A 17,550-nucleotide genomic window follows, 5' to 3' on the forward strand; every position below is an offset into this window, starting at 1 on the left:
GTCCCACGAAACACTGAGAGAAGAGACCCATGAAACGTCGAGTCATCGCCGTCATCGTCGCAGTCCTCCTGGCGCTCGGCGGGTCCGTCATGGTCCTGACCTATGTCCGCGGGGCGGATGCGCGAGCCGTGGCAGGAGCACAGCCGGTCTACGTCTACGTCGCCGAGCAGCCCGTCCCCGCAGGCACGACCCTCAAGGACGCGCAGCGCAATGACCTCATCGTGCGGACCAAGGTCGCCTCCGAGGCGCGACCGGATGGTGCGCTCGAGTGGGTCGGCCCGGACAACAACGCACTGCTCGCGCTCTCGGACGTGCAGCCGGGCGAGTTCCTCATGACCTCGCGTTTCGGCACCACACCGACCGGGACCAAGGCGATCGAGGTGCCGCCCGGCAAGCTCGCGATGTCGGTCGAGCTCTCCGACCCGGCGCGCGTCGGCGAGTTCGTGACCCCGGGCTCCCGCATCGCGATCTACGCCACCCACAAGATCAAGGTCATCGGGGACGGGGCCAAGGTGAAGCAGATCAACGAGCTCGACGTCTCCGGCACGAGCGTGTTGCTGCCCGACGTCCAGGTCATCGCCATGGGGACCAAGCCCCTGGCTGCCCCGACACAGCAGGCCTCTCCCGACGACGAAGAGGAGAGCGACGCCCAGGCGACCGAGCAGCAGAGCTTCCTCGTGACTGTCGCGGTCGACCCCAAGGACGCCCCTCGACTCGCCCACGGCATCACCGAGTACCAGCTCTACGCCGGTCTGCGCGGGTCGGACGTCAAGATGGACGACGGGTCCTCGACCAACGACATGACGGTCTTCGACGAGGACGTCGCGGCCGACCTGCTACGGAAGGACGCGTCATGACCATCCTCTGGGACCCGGACCCGCGGGCCATCGACACCTACTCCTTCGCCCTCGGCGAGTCGGCGGACGTGATGACCCACGGGCCACAGGTCGTGCGCGAGCTCGAGCAGTCGTCACGTCACCGACTCGTCGTCATCGGCCCCGACATCCCCGTCGAGGCCGCCTGCGACCTGGCCGAGCACCTGCGCGTCCAGCGCCCCGAGGTCGGCGTCCTGCTGCTGCGGCACCGCCTCGACGTCAACGTCATGGGCTTCGCCCTGCGCAGCGGCATCCGTGAGGTCGTCCAGGCAGACGACCAGACCGCGCTCGCCGACGCCATGCGACGCAACGAGCAGCTCTCCGCCCGCCTCGGCGGTGACTCCACCCGTCAGAAGCAGGGGCGGATCATCACCGTCTTCTCGGCCAAGGGAGGAGTGGGCAAGACGACCGTGTCGACGAACCTCGCGGCTCATCTCGCGACGAGCGGGGCGCGGACGCTCCTGGTCGACCTGGACCTGATGTTCGGCGACGTCGCCATCAGCCTCCAGCTCGTCCCCAACGGCACGGTCACCGATCTCGTCACCATGCGGGGCCACATCGACCGGGCAGGGCTCGAGTCCATCGTCGTCACCCACGAGGGCACTGGGCTCGACGTCATCGCGCCCTCGAGCGACCCGGGGGACGCGGAGCGCGTCCCCGCCGATGTCGTCCTCGAGATGCTGCGCACCGCACGCACGATGTACGACTACATCGTCATCGACACCCCGCCCGCTTTCACCGACCACGTCCTCACCGCCCTGGACATCAGTGACCTCGCGGTGCTCATCACGACGCTCGACATCCCCGCGGTGAAGAACCTGCGCATCGCGATGAACACCCTGGACACCCTGGGTGGGTCCAGGGACAACCGGGTCGTCGTCCTCAACCGCTCGGGGCTCAAGGTCGGTCTGGACGGCGGCGACGTCGAGGACGTGCTCAAGCAGGCCATCGCCGTGAGCATCCCCAACAGCCTGAGCGTGCCGGCGGCCACCAACCGTGGCGTCCCGCTGCTCGTCCAGGACCCCAAGGGACCGGCGACCCTGGCGATCCGCGACCTGACCGATCGTGAGGTCCGCCGTCGGTTCGGCGAGCTGGTCGAGGAGAGTCCGCGGCGCAGCCTCGGGCTGAAGAGGAGCAGGGCATGAGCAGTCTCGCCGATCGTCTCGACCAGGTGCGCAACCCCTCTTCGGGCGGGGATCCGAGCGCCGGGCCACGCACGCGACGGGCCGGGGCCCACCACCGCGCTGACCCGCACGCCGACGTCAAGGCACGCGTCCACCAGGAGCTCGTCGAGTCCCTCGGACCGCGCCTCTACGACCCGCACCTCTCCGAGGACGAGCTCGCCGCACAGGTACGAGCGACCCTGCAGTCGGTCATCGACTCGGAGCACACACCCCTCTCGCAGGCCGACCGCACCAAGATCGCCCAGGACGTCTCCGACGACATCCTCGGTCACGGGCCGCTCGAGCCCTACCTGCGTGACCCCGAGGTCACCGAGATCATGGTCAACGGGCCGGACGACATCTACATCGAGCGTGCCGGTCGCCTCTTCCCGGCGCCGACCAGCTTCGTCGACGATGCCCACCTGCGACGCACGATCGACAAGATCGTCTCCCGGGTCGGGCGGCGCGTCGACGAGTCGAGCCCCATGGTCGACGCCCGTCTGCCCGACGGCTCCCGGGTGAACGCGGTGCTGCCCCCCGTCGCCATCGACGGCTCGATGCTGACGATCCGCAAGTTCGCCGCGGACCCCTTCACCGATGACGACCTCGTCGGCATGGGGACGATGTCGCGGCAGGTCCGGGACTTCCTCGACGCCTGCGTGCGCGGCCGGCGCAGCATGGTCGTCTCCGGTGGTACCGGCTCGGGCAAGACGACGACGCTCAACGTCGTGAGCAGCTTCCTCCCCGAGGACGAGCGCATCGTGACCATCGAGGACGCCGCGGAGCTCCAGCTCCACCAGCGGCACGTGCTGCGCCTGGAGTCGCGCCCGCCCAACATCGAGGGGCGCGGGGAGATCTCCATCCGTGACCTCGTGCGCAACGCCCTGCGCATGCGCCCCGACCGCATCATCGTCGGGGAGGTCCGTGACGCCGCCGCCCTCGACATGCTGCAGGCGATGAACACCGGCCATGACGGGTCGCTGACGACCGTCCACGCCAACTCTGCCCGTGACAGCCTCGCCCGGCTCGAGACGATGGTGCTCATGGCCGGCATCGAGCTGCCGGTCCGCGCCATCCGTGAGCAGGTCGCCGGTGCCGTCGACCTCATCATCCAGCAGTCCCGTCTCAGCGATGGCACGCGGCGCATCGTCGCCATCACGGAGGTGATCGGGATGGAGAGCGAGATCGTCACGCTGCAGGATCTGTACACCTTCGACTACGCCGCAGGTCGCGACGTCGACGGCCGGTACCTCGGCTCGCTCGTGCCGACCGGCATCCGTCCGGGCTTCGTCCACGAGCTCGAGGACCTCGGGATCGCGCTGCCACCGCAGCTCTTCGTGCGGTACTCATCATGATGAGATTCCTCGCCCGGCTCCTCGGATCGGTGCTCGCCTTCCTGGTCGTCGCCGCACTCGGGGCCGCGCCCGCCGCAGCCGTGACCAAGGTGTCCATCGGCAATGTCGAGGTCGATGGCACCTCGGTGACCGGCGTCCTCACCTTCCGCAGCGCCGAGGTCGTCGAGGTCGACCCCCGCGGGCTCGTGGCGAAGGTCGACGGCGAGGCGCGAGAGGTCGTGGCATCGGAGTCCTCGAGCATCAAGCGGACCTCGATGCTCGTCATCGACACGAGCGGCTCGATGGGTGCAGACGGCATGCGCACGGTGCGTTCGGCGACCAAGGCCTATCTCGCCGAGGCGCCTAAGGACGTGCGCGTGGGAGTCGCCACCTTCGCCGACACCGCCGGTGTGGACCAGGCGCCCACCGCTGACCGCGGACGTGTCCAGCGGGTCGTCGACGGACTCGTCAGCTACGGCGACACCAGCCTCTACGCGGGCGTCACCGCCGCGGCGAAGGCCCTCGGCGACGAAGGTGACCGCAGCATCGTGCTGCTCAGCGACGGCGCCGACACGATCAGCACGGCCCGCACCTCGGACCGCAAGAAGGCGACGAAGGCCCTGCGTGACAGGGGGATCCGCGTGGACGTCGTGCGCTTCAACACCGACGACCCGGACGCCACGACCGCACTGCAGGGGTTCGCTCGTGCGGGGGGTGGCTCCGTCATCTCCGCAGGGGACGCCCAGGAGGTCGGTCGAGCCTTCGAGGGGTCGGCCCGCGCGCTGCAGTCCCAGTCCTCCTTCGAGATCACGACGCCCGAGCCGCTCGTCGGCAGCCACGTCATCCGCCTCGAGGGGACCGCGGGTGGTGAGCCCTTCGTCGTCGAGCAGCGCTTCGACCTGGGTGCCGGAGCCGGCCCCGCCGCCGTGGCGCCCACCCTCGACCCGGGGGATGGTGCCCTCGGCCAGATCGCCGCACCGGGCATGACCTCGTCGCTGTGGCCCTGGCTCGGGGCCCTGAGCCTCGGTCTGGCCATCTCGCTCTTCGCCTACGGCATGCTGACGCCCACGCTGCTGACCCGTCGTGAGCGGCGTCTTGCCGCGATCGACACCTATGTCGTGCCGGGCATGGCGACCCGCGCGGATGCCCGGGCGGCGAGCCCCCCGGTGCGGGAGCAGCTCGTCGCCTTCGGTGAGCGCACCATGCACGGTCGCAGCTCGACGACCCGGACCATGCAGCTCATCAACCGCGCGGACCTGCCGCTGCGGGCGGGGGAGTGGTTCGTCATCCGCCTGGGCGCAACCCTCGGGGGGCTCGTCATCGGTGCGCTCCTCCTGCCCGGACCCTGGCTGCTCGGGATCGTGGTGGGGCTCGTCGCGGGCGTCTTCCTGCCGCAGCTCGTGCTGCGCTACCTCGCGGCGCGCCGGGCGAAGGCTTTTGAACGGGTCCTGCCCCAGTCGCTCACGCTCGTCGCGACCACCCTGCGGAGCGGGTTCGGGCTGCCGCAGGCGCTGAGCGCCGTGGCGCAGGACTCTGCTCCCCCCGTCGACCGTGAGTTCTCACGAGCTCTCGCCGAGACCCGGATCGGCACCGACATCGGCGACGCGCTGGAGCGCATGGCCGATCGCATGGGCAGCGACGCGATGCACATGGCGGTCATGGCGATCCGGATCCAGCGCGAGGTCGGCGGCAACCTTGCCGAGACCCTCGAGACCACCGCACGCACCCTGCTCGAGCGCGAGACCCTCAAGCGGCAGATCGCCACCTTGTCAGCGGAAGGGCGTCTCTCGGCGCAGATCCTCATCGGCCTGCCGATCGGGATGTTCCTGTACATGCTCTACGTCAACTACGACTACATCCAGCTCCTGTGGACCACGTCCATCGGACTGATCATGCTCATCGGTGCGGTCACGCAGATGATCGTCGGGGTCGTCTGGATGCGTCGCGTCGTCAAGATCGAGGTGTGACATGACCATCGCTCTCATCGGTATCGGACTCATCGCCCTGGCGCTCGTGCTCGTCGTGGCCGTCGTGGTGCTCGGCTTCAGCTCGGGACCCACCGGCGTCGCCAGGAGCCTCGTGATGATCAATGGCGGCATCAGCCCGGACGCGGTGAGCCGCAGCGAGCTGCCCGTCAAGGAGCGATTCGTCACGCCCTTGATCGACGGGTGCCGTCGCCTCGCGGTCCGGCTGTCCCCCGCGGGCACGGTGGAGCGGATCGCCAAGTCGCTGGACCGTGCGGGAAACCCCGCACCGTGGACCGTCGACCGACTCATGGGGGTCAAGGGCTTGGCCCTGCTCCTGGGCGTTGCTTTCGGCATCCTCTATGCGGGTCTTGACCTCGGGGGGACCCTGGTCGCCGTCGTGCTCGGCGCCGTGGGCCTCTTCGTCCCCGACCTGCTAGTCCACAACGCCGGGCTGCATCGTCAGGAGCGCACGGCCAGGGACCTCGCGGACACGCTCGACGTGCTCACCGTCTGCGTCGAGGCCGGGCAGGGTTTCGACGCCGCACTCCTGAGGGTCGCCCGCGGCACCGACGGTCCGATGTCGGGTGAGTTCGCCCGCGTGCTCTCGGAGATCCAGCTCGGCAAGACGCGCGCCGACGCCTTCTCCTCGCTGGGTGAGCGGATGGTGCTGCCCGAGGTGAAGAACTTCATCTCGGCGATCGTCCAGGCCGACCGGCTCGGCATCCCGATCGCCAAGGTCCTGCGCGAGCAGACCTCGGCCATGCGCGTCACCCGCCGGCAGAAGGGTGAGGAGAAGGCACAGAAGGTCACCGTCAAGATCCTCTTCCCGCTCCTGCTCTGCATCTTCCCGGCGCTCTTCGTCGTCATCATCGGCCCTGGAGCGATCAGACTGATGGAGAACCTCATGGGTAGTCTCTGATCCCCCTTCGTCCACCTGGAGGTACCCATGCGCCACCGTCGTCGCACCCTCGCCCTGATCACCGCCGTCGCCGCGATGGGAGGTGGTGTGGGGCTGGCCGCTCCCACGGCCGGCGCCGACCCGGCGCTGGAGTACGTGCAGCTCGGTGACTCCTACTCGGCCGGCAACGGCGCGGGCACCTACGACGAGAAGACGTGCTGGCGCTCGCCGGACAACTACGGCTCGCGGGTGGCTCGGGCCGACGGCGCGAGCTACACCGACGTCGCGTGCAGCGGCGGGGTCGTCGCCGACATCCTCAACCCGCGCCCGCTCGGCGCGCCGACGACGCGCACCGCGACCTACGAGATCCCCGGCAGGGCGCCCAACGCCGCCCACCACTGGCTGCGCCAGGCCAAGGCCGCCGAGCTCTGCGGGGCGCCGGCCCAGGCCGACTGGTCCTACGAGTACACGGTGACCTCGGCGTCGCAGGTCGGGCGCACGCGGACCGCGACGGTCAGCTGCCAGCTGACCGCGGCCCCGCAGATCGACGCCGTCACCCGGGACACCGACGCCGTCTTCCTCACCATCGGCGGCAACGACATCGGCTTCTCCTCGATCGTGCTCAGCTGCCTCGTGCTGCGCAGCGCGAGCTCCTGCGAGGGCAGCCTCGACACCGCCGATGCCAGGTTGCCGCGGCTGCAGCAGCAGACCAAGCAGGCCCTCGACGCCGTCCACGAGCGCTCCGGCGGCCACGCACAGGTGTACCTGCTCGGCTACCCGCACCTCATCAACACCGACAGCTACTCCATCCCCGAGGCCGCCCCGACCTACGACGCCGGCGCGGCGCTCGACGCGCTCCAGCTCAGGGGCGACCGGGTCCAGCGCGAGGCCGTCGCGGAGCTCGACGACACGGCCAAGGGCCCGGGCGGGTTCACCTTCGTCGACGTCAAGCCCGCCTGGGACGGTCGGACCCACGGCCTCGACCCGCGCTCGGTGCCGGACAACTCCCGGGCCTGGCTCGTGCCAGTGCTGGCCCCGGGCCGGGCGGCGCCCGAGTGGGCGCACCCGACCCAGGACGGCTACGCCGCGTCGGCCCGTGCGCTCGCGGCAGCGATGGACTGACGGCCGCCAGAGGCCGTTCGCCGATGACCCCGGCCTCGTGGTCCGAGATCGTCCAATGTTCGTCTAAGGTTTGGGCATGGTCTCTCGAGCGCGCTCAGGTCTCCGTCTGCGGGTCCTCGCCGGCATCGTCGTCGTCCTCTGGTTCGCGCTGGCCGGGATCGGCGGGCCGCTCGTCGGCCAGCTGTCCAGCGTGCAGGACAACGACCAGGCCTCCTTCCTCCCGCAGTCGGCCGAGTCGACGCGGGTGGCCGAGCAGCTCGCGGACTTCGACGCGGACGCGACCCTGCCCCTGATCCTCGCCGTCGAGGACGAAGGGGGGCTGGGCCGGGCCGCCCTCGGCGAGCTCAACGCCTGGGCCAAGCAACTGCCCGCCCAGCGCGTGGCCGACGTCCCCGGCACGTTCGGGGACTACCTGGCGCAGGAACGCATCCCGGTCATCCCGTCCGAGGACGGTCAGGCGGCGCTCGTCGTCCTCAGCCTCGACGCCGACGCGGTGCAGGAGACAGTCGAGGAGACCGCGATCTCCAACCTGCTCGTCGAGGACCTGCGGGGCGACCTCGCCCCCCAGGTCGACGGGGCGAGCGTCGCGGTGACCGGTCCGGCGGGCTTCGCCGCAGACCTGGGTGAGGCCTTCGCCGGCATCGACGGGCTGCTCCTGCTCGTCACGCTCGCCGTCGTCCTCGTCATCCTGCTCGTCGTCTACCGCAGCCCGGTCCTCCCCTTCGTCGTGCTGCTGACGAGCATCTTCGGCCTGGCGCTCGCCGCACTCGTCATCTACCCGATGGCCGACGCGGACTGGATCCAGCTGTCCGGGCAGAGCCAGGGGATCCTCTTCATCCTCGTCGTGGGTGCCGCGACGGACTACTCGCTGCTGCTCGTCGCCCGCTACCGCGAGGAGCTGCACTCCGCCGACCCGCTCCCTGCGCTCAAGGTGGCCTGGCGGCAGACGCTCGGACCCGTCGCTGCCAGCGGCGGCACGGTCATCGCCGGTCTGCTCTGCCTGCTGCTGTCCGACCTCGGCAACATCTCCGGCCTCGGGCCGGTGGGCGCCCTCGGCATCGCTGGCGCGATGATCGCCGCGCTCACGCTGCTGCCGGCGGCCCTGGCCCTCCTCGGTCGCGCGGCCTTCTGGCCCTCCGTCCCCCGGAGGGGGACCCAGCCCCGGCACCGTTTCTGGTCCGGCGTCGCCCGACGCGTCACGGTGCGACCGCGGATCACGTGGGTGGTGACCACCGCCCTGCTGCTCGTCGCGGCCGTGGCGGCCCTGACCTTCCCGACCTCGGGGATCACGCAGGCGCAGTTCTTCACCACCGACGTCGAGTCCGTCGAGGGCCAGGGTGTGCTCGACCGGCACTTCGACGGCGGTGACCAGCAGCCGGTCCAGGTCGTCGCGCCCGACGCGGCGGTCGAGGAGGCGAAGGGGGTCCTCACCGGCCACGAGGACGTCGCCGAGCGGGTGCAGGCGCAGGGGTCGACGAGCGGGGCCGGGACGACGCTGCTCTCGGCGACCCTCACGGTCGGCTCGGAGTCGGAGGAGGCGCGGCAGGTCGTGCGAGACCTGCGCGAGGAGCTGCACGCGGTCGACGGGGAGATCCTCGTCGGCGGCACGACCGCCACGGCGGTCGACACCGACGACGCGAGCACCCGCGACTACCGCGTCGTCGTGCCCGCCATCCTGCTCGTCGTGACGCTGATCCTCATCGCGCTGCTGCGGTCGGTGGCCGCCGCCGTGCTGCTCGTCGTGGTCAACGTCCTGACCTTCGCGGCGACGCTCGGGGTCTCCGCGGTCCTGTTCACCCAGGTCCTCGACCAGCCGGGCGCCGACCCGTCGACCCCCGTGCTCGGCTTCGTCTTCCTCGTCGCGCTCGCCGTCGACTACTCGATCTTCCTCATGACGAGGGCACGTGAGGAGTCACTGCAGGTCGGCACGTGGCGCGGCATCCGGCGCGCTGTCGCCGTCACCGGAGGGGTCATCACCAGCGCTGGTGTCGTGCTCGCCGCGACCTTCTCCGCGCTGGCGATCATCCCGCTGCTCTTCCTCGCGCAGATCGCCTTCATCGTCGCCTTCGGCGTGCTGCTCGACACGATCGTCACACGGTCGATCCTCGTACCGGCCCTCGCCTCGGACCTCGGCAACCGGATCTGGTGGCCGTGGGCCGGCCGGATGGCCCCGGACGACGAGGTGTGAGCCGGAGCAGAGGCGCTGTGCCCGTCGGCTCGGGGGTCAGCCCGCGCGCGCCGCGGAGTCGCCCACCGACTCTGCTGCGGGGGCGTCGTCGAGGCGTGCGCTCGTGTGCTCGTGCGACGGCAGGCGCAGTCCCCGGGAGGTCAGCGTGAAGGCGTCCTCCACGAGGGAGACGAGCCGCTCCGGCGGCGCATCCTGGTGGGCCCAGAGCCGCATGGCTGCGGTCACCGCGGTCACCGCAGCACCTGCGACCAGCCACGGGTAGAGATCCTTCTCGACGTCGCACCCGTTGCGCTCGGCGATCTGCGTGCGGAGGACCTCTTCGAGGTGGGCGTGCTGGGCCACCTGGTACGGGCGCAGGGACGGGTTCTCGTCGACGAGCCGCATCTTCTGCACGCTGAGCCGCAGCTGCTCCGGGGTGCTCGAGGAGACGGAGGCGACGATGACCTCGCGCAGGGAGTCGAGCGGGGCCTCCTCTGCCGGTCGGAGGGCGAACTCGTCGAGGAGGGCCGCTGACGCGCTGCCCCCGGCAGTCACGATCGCCTCCTCCTTGCACGAGAAGTAGTTCGAGACGGTTCGCGGCGACACGAAGGCCACCTGGGCGATCTCCTCGATCGTGACGTCGCTCAGACCCTTCTCCAGGGTGAGCTGCAACGCCGCGTCGGCGATCGACTCACGCGTCAGCTGCTTCTTGAGCTCCCGGAGACCTAACTCTTCCTTGACCATTTGCTTACCATACCCCGCAATTGCCTGATGTGTGAGGTTGCGCAACGCGCAAAATCTCGACCATGCCGCCCGACCCTAACGCACGAACGAGTCGCCGGGCGCCAAGGCTCTGAACCGTCGCCCCGGCAGCAGGCGGTAGGGGCAGTTTTCGGCCAAGATCCGGACATCTGCACAGTCCGAATAGTCGCACGACGCGCGATCTTGCAGATACAGCAATGATCTGCCACCATGGTTCTGGCACTGGTTCACGAGGACCTGAGCCCCCCTGACCGGGCCAAACGGTCCGAAAATCCAGTGAAGGAAGATTTCATGAACCACGCAGCTGCTTACCTGGTCACCATGTACACGCTCATCGGCGAGCGCATCGAGGGTCGCAAGGACCGCGGCGCCACCGCCGTCGAGTACGGCCTGCTGGTCGGCCTCATCGCCGTGGCCATCATCGCCACCCTCGTGGTCCTCGGCCCCAAGCTGAACGGCATGTTCGAGACGGTCTCGAACAAGATGCCCGCGTCCACGTCCACGAGCGCGCCCGTCACCCCCTGATCCCCGCGTGACCAGCCACCGGCGCAGCAGCCAGCGGCTGCTGCGCCGGTCGTCCTCTCGGAGGTGTGTGTGAGGCCCATGGGAAACGACCGTGGAGCAGCGGCGGTGGAGTTCGCCTTCGTGCTCCCTCTGCTGCTGGCCCTGGTGCTCGGCGTGGCGGAGTTCGGACGCGCCTACCACGCCCAGACGGTGCTGTCCGCGGCTGCTCGTGATGGTGTCCGGGTGATGGCCCTGCAGAACAAGCCCGCCGCCGCCCGGGCCGTGGCCAAGTCCTCGGCGTCGCCGACCGTGGAGCTCACCGACGCGGACATCGCGGTCAGCCCGACGAGCTGCACCACCACCACGGCCGTGCCGGCGACGGCCACCGTCACGATCACCCGGGAGCTGGACCTGTTGCTCCCGACGAAGTTCACCGTCAAGCTCACCGGCAAGGGGACCATGCGATGCAACGGATGACGCGCCGTGCTGAGGACGACCGCGGTGCCGTCGCCGTCGTCGTGGCCCTGCTCATGGTCCCGCTGATCGCCTTCGCGGCCATCTCCATCGACGTGGCCGCCATGTACGCCGAGCGGCAGCAGCTGCAGACCGGGGCCGACGCCGCCGCCCTGGCGATCGCCCAGGACTGCGCCCGCGTGTCCACGGCCTGCGACAAGCGCAACCAGACCGCGCAGGCGCTCGCCGTCCCCAACAGCAACGACGCCGACCCCACGGCCACGATCGCCGCCTTCGACCCCGTCGTCGGTCGTGTCACGGTGGACAACCGCGGGACGAGCGAGCACGTGTTCGCCCCCGTCATCGGGCAGGGGGACAGCGCCGTCGTCTCGGCACGGAGCTCGGCCGCCTGGGGCTACCCGAGCGGTGGTACCGCGATGCTGCCGCTGGCCCTGTCCTACTGCGAGTGGTGGAACCAGACCGGTGGCGGGACCCCGTCCGGGACGACGGCGCGCACCATCTACCTCTCGGGCACCAGTGGTGCGGTGACGCCGTGCCCGGGGCCCTCGGGCAATGTGCCGGGCGGTTTCGGCTGGCTCAAGACGGACGGCGCGACCTGCAAGGCCACCTCGATCATCCTCCAGACCCTCCTGACGGACACCGGGGTGTCCGTCTCGAGCGGGTGCACGCCGGCGGACTTCGTCGCCCTGCAGAACGCCACGGTGCTCCTGCCGATCTTCGACAGGACGACGGGCACCGGCTCTTCGGCCACCTACCGGGTGTACGGGTACGCCGCCTTCACGCTCACCGGGTACAGCTTCAACGGTGAGTACAAGTGGAATGCCCCGTGCAGCGGTGATGCCCGATGCATCCGGGGCTACTTCACCCAGTTCGTGGACCAGTCCAGCGCCTTCACCTACAGCCCGACCGCGCCGAAGCTCGGCGCCGCCGTCGTCTCCCTGACCGAGTAAGAGGAAGCACCCACGTGTCCCGTCGCCTTGTCGCCGCAGTCGCTGCCCTCGTCCTGGCCCTCGTCGGTACCTTCGTCATCGTGGCCTACGTGTCCGGTGCGGACGAGCGCGCCATGTCCGACATGGCCCCGGTCGAGGTCCTCGTCGTCACCACGCCGGTCCCCGAGGGCACGCCCGTCGACCAGCTGACGGACCTCGTCGCCCCCAAGGAGGTGCCGGCGTCGGCGGTGAGCCCCGGTGCGCTGACCTCCCTGGACGAGGTCTCTGGGCGGGTGGTGCAGACGGGCCTGCAGCCCGGCGAGCAGCTGCTGGCCCACAGATTCGTCGAGCCCGAGGTCCTGGCGGTCGCGAGCGACGTCAAGGTGCCGGCAGGCAAGCACCAGGTGACTGTCCAGCTGGAGCGCACCCGCGTGCTCGGTGGCCAGCTGCTCGCCGGGCAGGAGGTGGGCGTCTTCGTCTCCACCAACGGCGCGGTCAAGGAGAAGAACACGACCCACCTGACCGTCGACGGCGTCCTGGTCACGAGGGTCGAGGGAGGGGTCGGCGCGCCGGCCGAGGGAGCAGCCGAGCCGAGCACCCCGCCGGCGGACCAACCAGCAGACCAGGCGCCGCCGGCCGAGAGTGTCACGGTCACGCTGGCCCTGGATGCCGCCGACGCCGAGAAGGTCGTCTTCGCGGCGGAGTACGAGCAGATCTGGTTGTCGCTGCAGGGCGCCAAGGCGGGCTCGAAGGGAACCAGCGTCGTGACCCGGGAGAACCTGTACAAATGACCCGCATCCTCGTGACGTCCCCGTCGCCGGACCTGCAGGCCCGATTCGGGGCCGCGACCGGAGGTGCCTTCCTCTCGCTGACCCCGCCGTCGTTGCCGAGCGATCCCGCGCAGCTCTTCGCGCTCCTCGATGGTGCTCCCGCACCGGAGGTGGTGGTTCTGGACGCAGCGTCGGACCTGCAGCGCGCCCTCGACCTGGCGACGCAGCTGGACGAGCAGTGCCCGCAGGTGGCCGTGATCCTGGTGGCCGAGAACGGCACCGACCTCGGTCTGGCGGCCATGCGCTCCGGAGTCCGCGACATCGTGCACCCGCAGGCCGAGATCGCCGAGATCCAGTCGGTCCTCGACCGGGCGGCCCTCGCCGCGCAGGCGCTCGCGCACAACGTGCCCGCCGTGCCGGACACCGCGCCGGCGACGGGACGGGTGATCAGCGTCCTCTCTCCCAAGGGAGGCGTGGGCAAGACCACCGTGGCCACGAACCTGGCGGTGGGTCTCGCTCGCAGCGCCCCCGGCAGCACTGTCCTCGTCGACCTCGATGTGCAGTTCGGCGATGTCGCGAGCGCGCTGGACCTGGCCCCGGAGTTCACCCTCGCTGACGTCGTCCGTGGCCCGGCGACGCGGGACTCGATGGTCCTCAAGACCTTCCTGACCCTGCACGAGACCGGCCTGTACGCGATCTGCGCTCCCGCCTCGCCCGCGGTGGCCGACACCATCTCGAGCGAGGACGTCTCGCACCTGCTGGCGATGCTGGCCCTTGAGTTCCGCTACGTCGTCGTCGACACCGCGCCCGGCCTGTCCGAGCACACCCTCGCCGCGCTCGACCGCACCACCGACCACGTCCTCCTGACCAGCATGGACGTGCCGGGCGTGCGGGGCCTGCGCAAGGAGCTGGACACGCTGGGGCAGCTCGGGATGCTCCCCCCTTCCAAGCACGTGGTCGTCAACTTCGCCGACAAGCGAGGCGGTCTCTCGATCGCGGACGTGGAGGCCACCATCGGGACGAAGGTCGACGTCAGGCTGCCGGTCTCGCCCGCGACCCGGGTCGCCACGAACAAGGGCGTCCCACTGCTGCAGTCCGGTGGGCGCGACCCGGTGACGAAGCAGCTGCGACGACTCGTCGAACGACTCGTGGTCGACCAGGTCGCGGTCGCACCGCCGGGCCCGCAGGACCGTCCAGCCCGCCACGGACGAAGGAGAGGACGATGAACCTGTCAGAACGACTGCAGGCGGTGCGTGGTGAGCAGGGCGCACACCGGGCCGCGCCGGCGGCCGAGGCAGCGCCGCCGACCACGCGTCCCTCGACCGCCTCGTCCGTACCCCCGTCCAGCGGCGTTGTCACGCCACCGGCCGCCCGCCCGCCGCAGCCGCCGGTGCCCTCCCCCCGTGAGCCCGTGGCCACCGTGGGGACGGAAGGCAACGACGCCCTGACGAAGCTGAAGGACCGGGCCACCGCGGCGTTGTTCGAACGGATCGGTTCCCGACTCAACGACCCCTCGCTCGACGAGGACCAGCTCCACAAGATCGTGCGCAACGAGCTCAACCACGTCGTCGAGGAGGAGAAGGTGCCCCTCTCGGGGGACGAGCGCCGCAGACTCATCCGCGACGTCCAGGACGACGTCCTCGGTCACGGTCCGCTGCAGCGACTGCTGGACGACCCGGACGTCACGGAGATCATGGTGAACGGACCGGACATGGTCTACGTGGAGCACCAGGGCAAGCTCACCCGCAGCGACGCGCGCTTCACCTCCGAGGAGCAGCTGCGTCGCGTGATCGAACGCATCGTCTCCAGGGTCGGGCGTCGGATCGATGAGTCCTCGCCCCTGGTCGACGCGCGGCTGGCGGACGGCTCCCGCGTCAACGCCGTCATCCCGCCCCTGGCCTTCAGCGGGTCGACGCTGACGATCCGCAAGTTCGCCAAGGACCCCTTCAAGGTGAACGACCTCATCGGCTTCGGCACCCTCAGCCACGAGATGGCCGAGCTGCTCCAGGCCTGTGTCGAGGCACGACTGAACATCATCGTCTCCGGCGGGACCGGCACGGGGAAGACGACCCTGCTCAACGTGCTCTCGTCCTTCATCCCCGAGGGCGAACGGATCGTCACCATCGAGGACGCGGTCGAGCTGCAGCTGCAGCAGGAGCACGTCGTACGTCTGGAGAGCCGCCCGCCCAACATCGAGGGCAAGGGCGAGGTCAGCATCCGGGAGCTCGTGCGCAACTCGCTGCGCATGCGCCCCGACCGCATCGTCGTCGGCGAGGTCCGGGGCGGGGAGACCCTGGACATGCTGCAGGCGATGAACACGGGCCACGACGGCTCGCTCTCGACCGTGCACGCCAACTCCCCGCGCGACGCCGTGGCCCGGTTGGAGACGCTCGTGCTGATGGCCGGCATGGATCTGCCGCTGCGCGCGATCCGTGAGCAGATCGCCTCCGCGGTCGACGTCATCGTCCAGCTCACCCGGCTGCGTGACGGCACCCGGCGGGTGACGGCGGTCACCGAGCTGCAAGGCATGGAGGGGCAGACCGTCACCCTGCAGGACGCCTTCCTCTTCGACTACTCGGCGGGCGTGGACCCCTCAGGGAGGTTCCTCGGCAAGCCCATGCCGACGGGCATCCGGCCCACCTTCACCGATCGCTTCGCCGACCTGGGCATCACCTTGTCCCCGGGCGTCTTCGGCCTCCCGGCAGGCGGAGGTGACCTCCGGTGAGCGGCGTCCTGGCCTCTCCGGTCGCTCCGGGGGTCATCGCCGTGGGCCTCGGCGTGCTCGTCCTCGCCTACCTGCTGCTCAGCCCGGGCCCACCCCGGCTGAGCAAGGACCGGCGTCGTCCCCAGACCGCCCACGCCAGCGCACTCACCGGGGCCACCGACACGATGACGGGCCTGGTCGACCGGGTCCTTCGTCGTCGTGGCGCCACCGAAGGGATCGCCGCTGCCCTGGAGAACGCCGGGCTGACCACGCGGGTCCAGGACTTCGCCTTCCTCGTGGGCATCGGTGCTCTCGTCGCCGCCACGATCGGTCTGCTGCTGGCCGGCCCGCTGCTCGCCCTCCCGCTCGCCGCCTCGGCCCCCTTCGTCGCCAAGATCGGTCTGCGTGTCCTCGCCAGCCGGCGCAGGGTCGCCTTCGCCGACCAGCTGGATGACTCCCTCCAGCTCATGGCCTCCAGCCTGCGGGCGGGCCACAGCCTGCTGCAGGCGCTGGCGTCCGTGGCCACGGAGGCCGAGGAGCCGACCTCGACCGAGTTCGTCCGCATCATCAACGAGACGAGGGTCGGTCGTCCGCTCAACGAGGCGCTCGAGGAGACGGCTGACCGCATGGGCAGCGAGGACTTCAACTGGGTCACGCAGGCGATCAGCATCAACCGCGAGGTGGGCGGCAACCTCGCCGACGTGCTCGACGGCGTGGGCGACACCATCCGCGAGCGCAACCAGATCCGCCGTCAGGTCAAGGTGCTGGCCGCGGAGGGCAAGATCTCCGTCTACGTCCTCATGGCCCTGCCGGTCGGCATCGCCGGGTTCCTCTGGATCACCAACCCGGCCTACCTGGCGCCCTTCACCGAGAGCCTGCTCGGCTACGGCATGCTCGCGATGTCCGTCGTCATGTTCATCGTCGGCGGCCTCTGGCTCCGCAAGACCGCCCGCATCAAGTTCTGAGCGTCTCGGACATGGAAGGAGACCGATCGTGCCAGCGATGATCGCGCTGACCACCCTCGTCACGGCGCTGTGCTGGGGCGTGCTCGTCTGGGCGGCTCTCGCTGGCCCGGACATGACGCGCCGGCGCGCCCTGGCCAATCTCCGCCGGGGCCTCACTCCCCACGGCACGTCCGACGACGAGTCGCACGAGCGGGTCGCTGCCGGCTTGCCCGTCCTGGCGCGCCGCCTCACGCCGCCCGGGGTCCTGCGACGACTGGACCACCTCCACGGGCGGGCGGGACGTCCGGCGGCGTGGCCCATCGAGCGGCTGCTCGTGGTCAAGACCCTGCTGCCGTTGTTCGGGGCGGTCCTGACCCTTGTCCTGGCGAGCGAGCCGGTGCTGATCCTGCTGGGGCTCCTGGTGACGCTCGTGTGCTACTTCGTGCCGGAGCTGCTGCTCTACAGTCGCGGGATGGAACGGCGTGCGGAGATCACCGTCAAGCTGGCCGACACCTTGGACCAGATGATGATCGCCGTCGAGGCCGGTCTCGGCTTCGACTCCGCCATGGCGCGGGCGGGGAAGAACGGGAAGGGGCCGCTCGCCGAAGAGCTGGTGCGCACCCTCCAGGACATCCAGCTGGGGCAGTCCCGACGGGAGGCCTACGAGGCGCTCGCGGAGCGGACCGACGTCCCCGACCTGCGACGGTTCGTCCGGGCCATCATCCAGGCCGACGCCTATGGCGTCGCCATCGTCGACGTGCTGCGCACACAGGCAGCGGAGATGCGGACCAAGCGGCGCCAGCGGGCCGAGGAGAAGGCCATGCAGATCCCCGTCAAGGTGATCTTCCCGCTGATGCTGTGCATCCTGCCGGTGCTCTTCATCGTGCTGCTCGGTCCGGTCGTGCTGCGGATGGGCGCGGCCTTCGGCTGAGGCCGC

The 17,550-nt window shown here is 70.2% G+C and carries 16 protein-coding genes; 15 read left to right on the plus strand and 1 reads right to left on the minus strand.

Annotation, left to right across the window (positions count from 1 at the left end; translation table 11 throughout):
* Positions 1-29 precede the first annotated feature (29 nt).
* The 7 genes from cpaB (JT1_RS15975) (at position 30) to JT1_RS16005 (ending at position 9,547) form a co-directional block, all read left to right on the plus strand.
* Positions 30-857, plus strand: a complete 828-nt coding sequence (cpaB, locus tag JT1_RS15975) for a Flp pilus assembly protein CpaB (RefSeq protein WP_068328799.1) — start codon at positions 30-32, stop codon at positions 855-857.
* The gene (locus JT1_RS15980) at positions 854-2,020 is read left to right on the plus strand and encodes a CpaE/TadZ family protein (RefSeq protein ID WP_068328802.1); all 1,167 of its coding nucleotides are present in this window, start codon (positions 854-856) and stop codon (positions 2,018-2,020) included. Before cpaB (JT1_RS15975) ends, JT1_RS15980 begins: the two co-directional genes overlap by 4 nt.
* On the plus strand, positions 2,017-3,393 hold the full coding sequence (locus JT1_RS15985) for a TadA family conjugal transfer-associated ATPase (protein WP_068328805.1): 1,377 nt from the start codon (positions 2,017-2,019) through the stop codon (positions 3,391-3,393). The genes JT1_RS15980 and JT1_RS15985 overlap by 4 nt, the downstream gene beginning before the upstream one ends.
* Entirely contained in the window at positions 3,390-5,339 is a 1,950-nt protein-coding gene (locus JT1_RS15990) for a type II secretion system F family protein (protein WP_068328808.1), read from the plus strand. Before JT1_RS15985 ends, JT1_RS15990 begins: the two co-directional genes overlap by 4 nt.
* A 1-nt stretch (position 5,340) precedes the next feature.
* Positions 5,341-6,258, plus strand: a complete 918-nt coding sequence (locus tag JT1_RS15995; RefSeq protein ID WP_068328811.1) for a type II secretion system F family protein — start codon at positions 5,341-5,343, stop codon at positions 6,256-6,258.
* A 27-nt stretch (positions 6,259-6,285) separates the two neighbouring features.
* The gene (locus JT1_RS16000) at positions 6,286-7,359 is read left to right on the plus strand and encodes an SGNH/GDSL hydrolase family protein (RefSeq protein ID WP_169702039.1); all 1,074 of its coding nucleotides are present in this window, start codon (positions 6,286-6,288) and stop codon (positions 7,357-7,359) included.
* A 76-nt stretch (positions 7,360-7,435) separates the two neighbouring features.
* Positions 7,436-9,547, plus strand: a complete 2,112-nt coding sequence (locus JT1_RS16005; RefSeq protein WP_068328813.1) for an MMPL family transporter — start codon at positions 7,436-7,438, stop codon at positions 9,545-9,547.
* A 36-nt stretch (positions 9,548-9,583) separates the two neighbouring features.
* Here JT1_RS16005 and JT1_RS16010 read toward each other — a convergent pair whose 3' ends face one another.
* A complete protein-coding gene (locus JT1_RS16010) occupies positions 9,584-10,270 on the minus strand; it encodes a TetR/AcrR family transcriptional regulator (protein WP_068328815.1) in 687 nt (228 codons plus the stop codon).
* Positions 10,271-10,579: 309 nt separating this feature from the next.
* On the opposite strand from JT1_RS16010, the gene JT1_RS16015 reads away from it, so the two are divergent.
* From JT1_RS16015 to JT1_RS16050, 8 genes are all read left to right on the plus strand, one after another.
* A complete protein-coding gene (locus JT1_RS16015; protein WP_068328817.1) occupies positions 10,580-10,813 on the plus strand; it encodes a Flp family type IVb pilin in 234 nt (77 codons plus the stop codon).
* Positions 10,814-10,891: 78 nt separating this feature from the next.
* Positions 10,892-11,269 carry a TadE/TadG family type IV pilus assembly protein gene (locus JT1_RS16020; protein ID WP_068328820.1) on the plus strand — a complete coding sequence of 126 codons (378 nt, stop codon included), beginning with the start codon at positions 10,892-10,894 and terminating at the stop codon, positions 11,267-11,269.
* Positions 11,266-12,216 (plus strand): pilus assembly protein TadG-related protein, encoded by a 951-nt coding sequence (locus JT1_RS16025; protein ID WP_068328822.1) that lies wholly within the window; start codon positions 11,266-11,268, stop codon positions 12,214-12,216. Before JT1_RS16020 ends, JT1_RS16025 begins: the two co-directional genes overlap by 4 nt.
* A 14-nt stretch (positions 12,217-12,230) precedes the next feature.
* Positions 12,231-12,986, plus strand: coding sequence for a Flp pilus assembly protein CpaB (gene cpaB / locus JT1_RS16030; RefSeq protein WP_068328824.1), 756 nt, complete (start codon positions 12,231-12,233; stop codon positions 12,984-12,986).
* Positions 12,983-14,191, plus strand: coding sequence for a CpaE/TadZ family protein (locus tag JT1_RS16035; protein WP_082807723.1), 1,209 nt, complete (start codon positions 12,983-12,985; stop codon positions 14,189-14,191). The genes cpaB (JT1_RS16030) and JT1_RS16035 overlap by 4 nt, the downstream gene beginning before the upstream one ends.
* Positions 14,188-15,690, plus strand: coding sequence for a TadA family conjugal transfer-associated ATPase (locus JT1_RS16040; protein ID WP_068328826.1), 1,503 nt, complete (start codon positions 14,188-14,190; stop codon positions 15,688-15,690). The genes JT1_RS16035 and JT1_RS16040 overlap by 4 nt, the downstream gene beginning before the upstream one ends.
* The gene (locus tag JT1_RS16045; protein ID WP_068328828.1) at positions 15,687-16,634 is read left to right on the plus strand and encodes a type II secretion system F family protein; all 948 of its coding nucleotides are present in this window, start codon (positions 15,687-15,689) and stop codon (positions 16,632-16,634) included. The genes JT1_RS16040 and JT1_RS16045 overlap by 4 nt, the downstream gene beginning before the upstream one ends.
* 37 nt (positions 16,635-16,671) lie before the next feature.
* Complete coding sequence (locus tag JT1_RS16050; protein WP_068328831.1) at positions 16,672-17,544, plus strand: type II secretion system F family protein; 873 nt, start codon at positions 16,672-16,674, stop codon at positions 17,542-17,544.
* Positions 17,545-17,550: the final 6 nt, after the last annotated feature.

Origin of the sequence: Janibacter terrae NBRC 107853, from assembly GCF_001591405.1 — a bacterium.
Classification (GTDB): domain Bacteria; phylum Actinomycetota; class Actinomycetes; order Actinomycetales; family Dermatophilaceae; genus Janibacter; species Janibacter terrae.